Annotated in this window: 9 protein-coding genes; 5 read left to right on the forward strand and 4 right to left on the reverse strand. The window is 72.7% G+C overall.

What is annotated here, in order from left to right; translation table 11 throughout:
- A partial coding sequence (locus tag ACI379_RS05820) for an LLM class flavin-dependent oxidoreductase (RefSeq protein ID WP_439791132.1) occupies positions 1-1,025 on the reverse strand: 1,025 nt, incomplete at its 3' end.
- 170 nt (positions 1,026-1,195) lie between these two features.
- Here ACI379_RS05820 and ACI379_RS05825 point away from each other — a divergent pair.
- Positions 1,196-2,545: an MFS transporter gene (locus ACI379_RS05825; RefSeq protein WP_439791133.1), complete on the forward strand. Its 1,350-nt coding sequence runs from the start codon at positions 1,196-1,198 to the stop codon at positions 2,543-2,545.
- Positions 2,546-2,632: 87 nt separating this feature from the next.
- Here ACI379_RS05825 and ACI379_RS05830 read toward each other — a convergent pair whose 3' ends face one another.
- Complete coding sequence (locus ACI379_RS05830; protein WP_439791134.1) at positions 2,633-3,229, reverse strand: hypothetical protein; 597 nt, start codon at positions 3,227-3,229, stop codon at positions 2,633-2,635.
- A gap of 381 nt (positions 3,230-3,610) precedes the next feature.
- Between ACI379_RS05830 and ACI379_RS05835 the strand changes: the two genes are divergently transcribed.
- Positions 3,611-4,240, forward strand: a complete 630-nt coding sequence (locus ACI379_RS05835) for a hypothetical protein (protein WP_439791135.1) — start codon at positions 3,611-3,613, stop codon at positions 4,238-4,240.
- A gap of 97 nt (positions 4,241-4,337) precedes the next feature.
- Here the strand turns inward: ACI379_RS05835 and ACI379_RS05840 are convergent, their stop codons facing one another.
- Together ACI379_RS05840 and ACI379_RS05845 are read right to left on the reverse strand one after the other, a co-directional pair.
- Positions 4,338-5,006: a 3-oxoacid CoA-transferase subunit B gene (locus tag ACI379_RS05840; RefSeq protein WP_439791136.1), complete on the reverse strand. Its 669-nt coding sequence runs from the start codon at positions 5,004-5,006 to the stop codon at positions 4,338-4,340.
- A gap of 3 nt (positions 5,007-5,009) precedes the next feature.
- A complete protein-coding gene (locus tag ACI379_RS05845) occupies positions 5,010-5,792 on the reverse strand; it encodes a CoA transferase subunit A (RefSeq protein WP_439791137.1) in 783 nt (260 codons plus the stop codon).
- A 125-nt stretch (positions 5,793-5,917) separates the two neighbouring features.
- Between ACI379_RS05845 and ACI379_RS05850 the strand changes: the two genes are divergently transcribed.
- The 3 genes from ACI379_RS05850 to ACI379_RS05860 form a co-directional block, all read left to right on the forward strand.
- Entirely contained in the window at positions 5,918-6,685 is a 768-nt protein-coding gene (locus ACI379_RS05850; RefSeq protein ID WP_439791138.1) for an IclR family transcriptional regulator, read from the forward strand.
- 22 nt (positions 6,686-6,707) lie between these two features.
- The gene (locus tag ACI379_RS05855; RefSeq protein WP_439791139.1) at positions 6,708-7,721 is read left to right on the forward strand and encodes an ArsA-related P-loop ATPase; all 1,014 of its coding nucleotides are present in this window, start codon (positions 6,708-6,710) and stop codon (positions 7,719-7,721) included.
- The coding region (locus ACI379_RS05860) for an ArsA family ATPase (protein WP_439791140.1) at positions 7,718-8,244 on the forward strand (527 nt) is incomplete at its 3' end. The genes ACI379_RS05855 and ACI379_RS05860, both read left to right, overlap by 4 nt.

Here is an 8,244-nt window from a genome sequence, read left to right on the forward strand (position 1 = left end):
AGCAGGCGCAGCGTCTCCTCGCGCGCCAGCATCCGGTCCACCGGCGTACCCGCGGGAGCGCCCGACACGGGGTGGACCATCACCTCGTCGACGCCGAACTCCTCGGCCATCGCGGCGATCCGCGCGCGGGCGGCCTCGGTGGAGTCGACGACCCAGCGCTCCAGCATCTTCTCCAGCAGCTCGACGTGGGCGTCGGGCAGCACGGTCTCGGCCGCCTCCTCGACGGTGAGCTGCGGGCGCATCGGCCCGCCCGTACGCAGGGAGAGCATGCCGAGCGCGTGCGGCCGCGCCAGGCGCATCGCCTCCTCGCGCGTCTCGTGCACGGCGGCGTTGACGGTGAGGAACGTCTGCGGGGTCGGGTACTGCTCGGAGGGCTGGTAGTGGGCGCGGTACCAGTCCAGCGCCTCCCGCGTGCCCTGCCCGAAGAAGTGGTGCGCGAAGACGTACGGCAGGCCCTTCTCAGCCGCGAGCCGGGCCGAGTAGTCCGAGGATCCGAGCAGCCACAGCATCGGCGTGGTGGCCGCCCTCGGCGTGGCCCGCAGGCCCTGGCGGCGCTGTCCGTACGCCACCTCGACGCCCTCGGGACGCATCAGCATGCCGATGTCGTCGACGTACTGGGGGAAGCTGGCCACCGCCGCCTCGGCGCTCTCGGAGGTGGCGCCGCGCAGCAGGTGCTGGGTGAGGCCGTCGGTGCCGGGCGCGCGGCCGATCCCGAGGTCGATCCGACCCGGGTACGCGGCCTCCAGGAGCGCGAACTGCTCGGCGATGACCAGCGGCGCGTGGTTGGGCAGCATGACGCCGCCGGAGCCGAGCCGGATCCGCTCGGTCGCGGCGGCGAGCATCGCGATCAGCACGGGCGGGTTGGTGGAGGCCACCGACTCGGTGTTGTGGTGCTCGGCGACCCAGTAGCGGGTGTAGCCCAGCTCGTCGGCGACCTGCGCCAGCGAGCGCGAGGCCCGCAGCGCCTCCCCCGTCGTCTGTCCGGCGCGGACCGGGATGAGGTCGAGGACGGACAGGGCAGGCATGGGGGAGCTCACTCCCGCCCAACGCCCCTGACGTTGCTGGGTATTCCGCGACGCGAGCGCAGGCAGTTCAGGGCCTGAGGTCGCCGCCCCCGCCCGCCCGACGTCGGCAGCGGGTGAACTGCCTGCGGGGTTGTGCCTGCGCCAGCGCTGGCACCCCCTAGAGTTCGCTGGTGAGCACCACCCCCAGCAGCCCCGCCCGCGAGGAGACGATCTTCTCGGGGCCGTACATCACCACCACCGTCGGCGCGTTCGCGATGATCGTGCTGGTCGCCTTCGAGTCGATGGCCGTCACGACCGTCATGCCGGAGGTCGCACGCGTCCTCGACGGCCAGGCGCTGTACGCCACCGCGTTCGCGGCCCCCTTCGCCAGCGGCGTGGTCGGCATGGTGATCGCGGGCATGTGGAGCGACCGCCGCGGGCCCGGGGCGCCCCTGGTCACCGCGTTCGTGGTGTTCTCGATCGGCCTGGCGATCTGCGCCCTGTCGAACTCGATGGAGGTCCTGGTCGCCGGACGGATCCTGCAGGGCCTGGGCGGCGGCGCGTCGACCGTCGTCCTGTACGTGCTGGTCGGCCTGATCTACCCGGCCCGGCTGCAGCCGCCCGTCTTCGCCCTCTTCGCCGCCGCCTGGGTGCTCCCGGCACTCTTCGGCCCGTACCTGGCCGCCCTCATCGCCGACGCGTTCAGCTGGCGCTGGGTCTTCGGCGGCACCGTCTTCGTGGTCGCGGCGGCCGTCGCGATGCTGATCCCGGTGGTCCGTCGTACGGAGATGGAGCCGGTCGCCGACCCCGAGCCCGCGACGGGGCGGCTCGCGTGGGCCGTCGTCGCCGCGGTCGCCGTCCTCGGCGTCGAGCTGCTGGCCGACCAGCCCGTCCTGGCAGTCGCGGCCGCCGCCGTCACCATCGGCACCCTGTCGCAGCTGCTGCCCGGCGGCAGCCTGCTGCTGCGCCGCGGGCTCCCCGCCGTCATCGCCACCCGCGGCCTGCTCGCGGCCAGCTTCTTCACCGCCGAGGCGTACATCGTCTACGTGCTCCAGGAGAAGTGGGGCATGACGGCCGCGGCCGCCGGCATCGCGCTGACCTGCGTCGGCATCGTGTGGGCCCTGGGCAGCCAGGCGCAGGCGCGTACGAAGAACGTCTCCGACTCCGCCGCCATGACGATCGGCAGCCTGGTCGTCCTGGGCGGCCTCACCTGCATCGCGGTCGCAGTCTGGCTGGAGCCGCCGTCGTGGGTGGCGATCGCGATGTACGTCCTGGCCGGCGCTGGCATGGGGTACGGCTACCCGCGCACCGGCGTGGCCATGCTGGCCGCGTCCAACGACTCCGACCGCGGCTTCAACTCCTCGGCCCTGTCGATCGCCGACTCCCTGGGTGCCGCACTGGGCCTCTCGCTCGCGGGCCTGCTGTTCGCCGCGTCGGAGTCCGGCACCGACCCGTTCGGCGTCGTGTACACGTTCGCGGCGGTGGTCTCGGTGCTCACGGTGCTCGCGGCGACTCGTACGAAGGTCGCCGCCACGGCCTGAGCCCGCCGCTGGTCGAGCCTGTCGGGACACCGACAGGACCGACCGGACGACGGGCCGCGTACTGGCTGGCGCTGGGCGCCACCGCGCTCAGCGCAGGAACGGGTTGTGCTGGACCAGCTGCGTCTTGGTCCACGCCTTGCCGAGTCCCCAGGTGTCGCCCGCGTTGGCGAGCGCGAGGGCGGCCAGGGTCGCGGCGCCGAGCAGGTGCTCGTCGAGGACGGGGTTGTTCTCGGGGGGCAGGACGACGGTCCACATCAGCACGTACAGCAGGGCGCCCGTCGCGCCGGCGATGCGCATGCCGATGCCGAAGGTCAGCGCCAGGCCGATGCCGAGCAGGCCGATCATGAAGAGCCAGTCGGCCCAGGCCGCACCCGCGATGGAGTTGTAGATCTCCTTGAAGGGGCCGTCGGCGCCGAAGGCGAGGAAGCCTTCCGTGGGACTTCCGCCGTTGATCCAGGCGGCGTCACCGAACCGGTCGAGGTTGCCCTGCTGGTCGTAGCCAGTGTGGAAGCCGAGGGCGAGCAGCTTGTCGAAGAAGGCCCACAGGAACGTGAGGCCGAAGCCGATCCGCACCACCGCGAGCGCGCGCTGCGCGGCGTGGGAGATGCCGACCGGTTCGCCGTCGGGTGGGACGGCCGTGCTCTCGTGCCGGTGCGTACGGACCGGGTTGACGTGCGTTGTCATGGCTGACTCCTCCGCTGGGGCGGACGGGGTGCCCGCCGGTACCTCCAGCGTGCGCCCGAGCGTCCGTGCAGGTCAGAGGCGTGCGTCCCCTCACGCCGGGCCCTCTGCCGGGCATCTGCGGGCAGTTCGGCGGGGGCGGTCCAGCCCGGTCTGCAGTGGATCCGCGCCACGTGGTGGCACACGGGCGCCGCAGATCCCTCGCGCGGCGCCGGGCGGCTGGACAGCGGTCCCGCACGCCCCTAGGTTCACGTCCACGACCCGCGGACACACGGGGCGACGGTGACGGGGGCACGTACGCCGGGCGGCCCCGCCAGGCACGGCACTACTCGGGGAGTTGATCGCACGGTGGCAGTACGACGGCAGCCCGGCGGGCACGCGACCATGCGTCCACAGCGGCCGGCCGTCCACCCGGCCTGGCGCTCGGAGTTCGTCACGACGCTGCGCCGCCGCAGCGTCGATCCGGCGCTGATCCGGGAGCACCTCTCCCATCTGGAGGCCCGCCTGGGCGAGACCGGCGAGCTGCCGGGGGTCGCACTCGGGAACCCCCGGGAGTACGCGCTCTCCCTCGGGCTCCCGTGGCACGCGTCCAGTCCACGCAAGCTCGCCCTGGCCGCGCTGGTGGCCACCGCGTGGACGGCCTGGACGTCGGCCACCTGGGCCGAGCAGGAGGCCGGGCGCGGGACCCTGACCCTCGGGGTGCTGCTCAGCGGCCTGGCGATCGCGGCCGGGGTCACCGCGGCCCAGATGCTCGCCGCGCGCCAGCCGCGCCACGCGACCGCGTGGTCGATCGGCGCTCTCGTGGTGCTCCTGGGGCTGCTCCTGCTGCTGGGCAGCACGTTCGAGCAGCCGTTGCTCAGCGCCCCCACCTGGCTCTGGTACGTCGCCACCGCCGTGGCGTTCGCGCTGGGCCTGGCCGTGGACGCGGCGCAGCGGCTGGGGACCGCTGAGGTGGACCCAGCGACGGGGCGGCGCCTGCGACCGCTCTGGCGTGACCTGCTCACGGCGCCCTGAGCCGCGGTCGCACCAACGCAGGCAGTTCACGCGGCCGAGGGCCGGGCGCAGCGTGCGCGCCGGCTCCGCAGTCTCGAACTGCCTGCGCCGTCGTGCCTCAGAGCAGCTCGGGTCCCGTCTTCTCCCGCACCTCGGCCTCGGTGACCCCCGGCGCGAGCTCGACGAGCTTGAGCGCCCGCTCGCCCAGGGTCCCGGACGGCGCCTGCTCGCCCGTGGCGGGGTCGACCACGTCGATGACGCACAGGTCGGTGATGATCCGCTGCACGACGCGCTTGCCGGTGTACGGCAGGTCGCACTCCTCGAGGATCTTCAGCGACCCGTCCTTGGCGGTGTGCTCCATCAGCACGACGACCTTCTTGGCGCCGTGGACCAGGTCCATCGCCCCGCCCATGCCCTTGACCATCTTGCCGGGGATCATCCAGTTCGCGATGTCACCGTTGCGGCTGACCTGCATCGCGCCGAGGATCGCGGCGTCGATCTTGCCGCCGCGGATCATCCCGAACGACTGCGCGGAGTCGAAGAACGACGCCCCGCGGCGTACGGTCACCGTCTCCTTGCCCGCGTTGATCAGGTCGGCGTCCACCGCGTCCTCGGTCGGGTAAGGCCCGACCCCGAGGATCCCGTTCTCCGACTGCAGCACCAGCTCGACGTCGTCGGCCACGTAGTTGGGCACCAACGTCGGCAGGCCGATCCCGAGGTTCACGTACGAGCCGTCGGTCAGTTCCGCGGCCGCCCGTGCGGCCATCTCCTCACGCGTCCAGGCCATCGGTCAGCCCTCCTGTCCCGCGGAGCGTACGGTCCGCTTCTCGATCCGCTTCTCGGCGGCCTGCTCGGGTGTCAGGGCGACCACCCGCTGCACGTACACGCCGGGGGTGTGCACGTCGTTGGGGTCGATCTCGCCGGGCTCGACCAGCTCCTCGACCTCGGCGATCGTCACCCGCCCGCACATGGCGGCGAGCGGGTTGAAGTTGCGCGCGGAGTCGCGGTAGACGAGGTTGCCGTGCCGGTCGCCCTTCCAGGCGCGGACCAGGCCGAAGTCGGCGACGATCGACTCCTCGAGCACGAACTCCTTGTCGCCCTCGGTGGTCGCGAAGACCCGCGTCTCCTTGGCGGGCGAGGCGACCTGGACGCCGCCGTCGGCGTCGTACCTCCACGGCAGTCCGCCTTCGGCGATCTGGGTGCCGACACCGGTGGCGGTGAAGAACGCCGGGATCCCGGACCCGCCGGCGCGCATCCGCTCGGCCAGGGTCCCCTGCGGGGTCAGCTCCACCTCGAGCTCGCCGGAGAGGTACTGCCGGGCGAACTCCTTGTTCTCCCCCACGTAGGAGGAGACCATCCGCCGGATCCGCTTCTCCATGAGCAGCTTGCCCAGGCCCCAGTCGTCGACGCCGCAGTTGTTGGAGACGGCCTCGATGTCGCCGACCCCGGCCTCCAGCAGCGCGTCGATGAGCACCGACGGGATGCCGCACAGCCCGAAACCACCGACCGCGATCCGCGACCCGGAACCGATGTCCGCAACCGCTTCGGCGGCGCTGGCCACCACCTTGTCCATGACTGCCTCCTGGGGACGGGAACTGCTTCGATTCAAGCCAGCCGTCCCCGCCCCGTCAACGGCCTCGGGGCGTCGGCGCCGAAGAGGTCGTCCCCCGAAACGGATGAACGGGTAGCGTTCATCTGGTGAACGCATCTGCGGACGCCCCGGTCGACGTCGTGGGCCGCGTCTCGACCCTGCTCCGCGCTCTCGCGGACGCCGAGCCCGACGGCACCACCACGGCGGCCGCGGCGCGTACGGCCGGTCTGGCCCGTCCCACCGCGCACCGGCTCCTCACCCACCTCGCCACCACGGGCCTGGTCGACCGCGACGCCAACGGCCGCTGGCTGCTCGGGCCGGAGCTGTACCTCCTCGGCAACGCCGCTGCCGCCCGCTACGACGTCACCGCCCTGGCACGTCCGGTGGTGCGTCGCCTCAGCCTGGCGACCGGCGAGAGCGCCTTCCTGTCGGTGCGCCGCGGCAACGAGACGGTCTGCCTGCTGCGCGAGGACGGCTCCTTCCCGATCCGTTCGCACGTGCTGCACGAGGGGATCCGGTTCCCGCTGGGGGTCGCCTCGGCCGGGCTGGCGATCCTGTCGTACCTGCCCGAGCGCGAGGTGGACGAACTCCTGCGCGTCGACCTGGAGCCGGCGTACGGCCCGACGCACTCCGCCGCGGCGGTCCGCGAGCGCGTGGCCCGCACCCGACGCACCGGGTACGCGGTCAACCCGGGGCTGCTGGTCGAGGGCTCGTGGGGTCTGGGCGCCGCCGTCTTCGACGAGTCCGGGTCACCGCGGTGGGCGCTGACTCTGACCGGGATCGAGCAACGGTTCTCCGCCGCGCGCCGCCGCGAGATGGGGGCGCTGCTGCTCCAGGAGGCGCACGACCTGTCCACCTCGCTGCGCGGGCGCTGAGTCAGGTCCTATTCTCGCCAGTGTGACCACCTCGACGACCGGCCCCGGCTCCGCCGTGAAGCTGCACGTCGTCACGGGCAAGGGCGGGACGGGCAAGTCGACGGTCGCCGCGGCGCTGGCGCTCGCGCTGGCCTCCAGCGGACGCAACGTCCTGCTGTGCGAGGTCGAGGGACGTCAGGGGATCGCGCGGATGTTCGACGTCGACCCCCTGCCGTACGAGGAGCGCCGCCTGGCCAAGGGGCTGCCCGGACCGGACGGTCGCGCCGGGCAGGTGCACGCCCTGCACATCGACGCCGAGTCGGCGCTGCTGGAGTACCTCTCGATGTACTACAAGCTCGGCCGCGCCGGGAAGGCGCTCGACCGGTTCGGCGTCATCGACTTCGCCACCACCATCGCGCCCGGCGTCCGCGACGTGCTGCTCACGGGCAAGGTGTACGAGGCCGTGCACCGCAACGCCCGCAACAAGAACGCCACCGTGTACGACGCCGTCGTGCTCGACGCGCCACCGACCGGGCGCATCTCCCAGTTCCTCAACGTCAACCACGAGCTGGCCGGGCTGGCCCGGATGGGGCCGATCAAGGGGCAGGCCGACAACGTGATGGCACTGCTCCGCTCGCCCCGCACCGCGGTGCACCTGGTCACGGTCCTCGAGGAGATGCCCGTGCAGGAGACCGCCGACGGGATCGCCGAGCTCGAGGCGGCCGGGCTGCCGGTGGGCACGGTGGTCGTCAACATGGTCCGGCCCCGCGACCTGGGTGACGCCGACCTGGCCTCCGCGATGGCGGGCACCCTGGACCGGGGGCGGATCGCCGCCGACCTGGCCGAGGCGCGACTCGACGTCGACGACGCGGTGATCGACTCGCTGCTCGACGACGCGCACGCCCACGCCGTACGCCGGGCGCTGGAGGACTCCCAGCGCGAGGTGGTCGCCGACCTGGACCGCCCCACCGTCGAGCTGCCGCGGATGGCCGGCGGTGTGGACGGCGGCGCGCTGCTGGAGTTCGCGGCCGCGCTGCGCGAGCAGGGGATGGCATGAGCACCGCCCCGGTCCTCGACGTGGACGCGCTGCTCGCCGAGCCGTCCACGGAGATCATCGTGTGCTGTGGCGCGGGAGGCGTCGGCAAGACCACCACGTCGGCCGCCCTCGCCCTGCGCGCCGCGGAGATGGGGCGCAAGGTCGTCGTCCTCACCATCGACCCGGCCCGCCGGCTCGCGCAGTCGATGGGCATCGAGCAGCTCGACAACACCCCGCGCCCCGTGGCCGGGGTCGACCCGTCCGCCGGCGGTTCTCTGGACGCGATGATGCTGGACATGAAGCGGACCTTCGACGAGGTCGTGGAGTCCCAGGCCAGCCCCGAGAAGGCCCGCCAGATCCTGGAGAACCCCTTCTACATCGCCCTGTCCAGCTCGTTCGCAGGGACGCAGGAGTACATGGCGATGGAGAAGCTGGGCCAGATCCACCGCGACGCCCGGCGCGACGGCACGTACGACCTGATCGTGGTCGACACCCCTCCCTCACGCTCGGCGCTGGACTTCCTCGACGCCCCCGAGCACCTGTC

The organism is Nocardioides sp., from assembly GCF_051876515.1.
In the GTDB taxonomy this organism is placed as follows: domain Bacteria; phylum Actinomycetota; class Actinomycetes; order Propionibacteriales; family Nocardioidaceae; genus Nocardioides.

What these genes read in the sequence shown, in the direction of transcription:
- ACI379_RS05830 (WP_439791134.1), bottom strand. Translation starts at nt 3,229, where the DNA reads ATGACAACGCACGTCAACCCGGTCCGTACGCACCGGCACGAGAGCACG.
- ACI379_RS05835 (WP_439791135.1), top strand. Translation starts at nt 3,611, where the DNA reads ATGCGTCCACAGCGGCCGGCCGTCCACCCGGCCTGGCGCTCGGAGTTC.
- ACI379_RS05840 (WP_439791136.1), bottom strand. Translation starts at nt 5,006, where the DNA reads ATGGCCTGGACGCGTGAGGAGATGGCCGCACGGGCGGCCGCGGAACTG.
- ACI379_RS05845 (WP_439791137.1), bottom strand. Translation starts at nt 5,792, where the DNA reads ATGGACAAGGTGGTGGCCAGCGCCGCCGAAGCGGTTGCGGACATCGGT.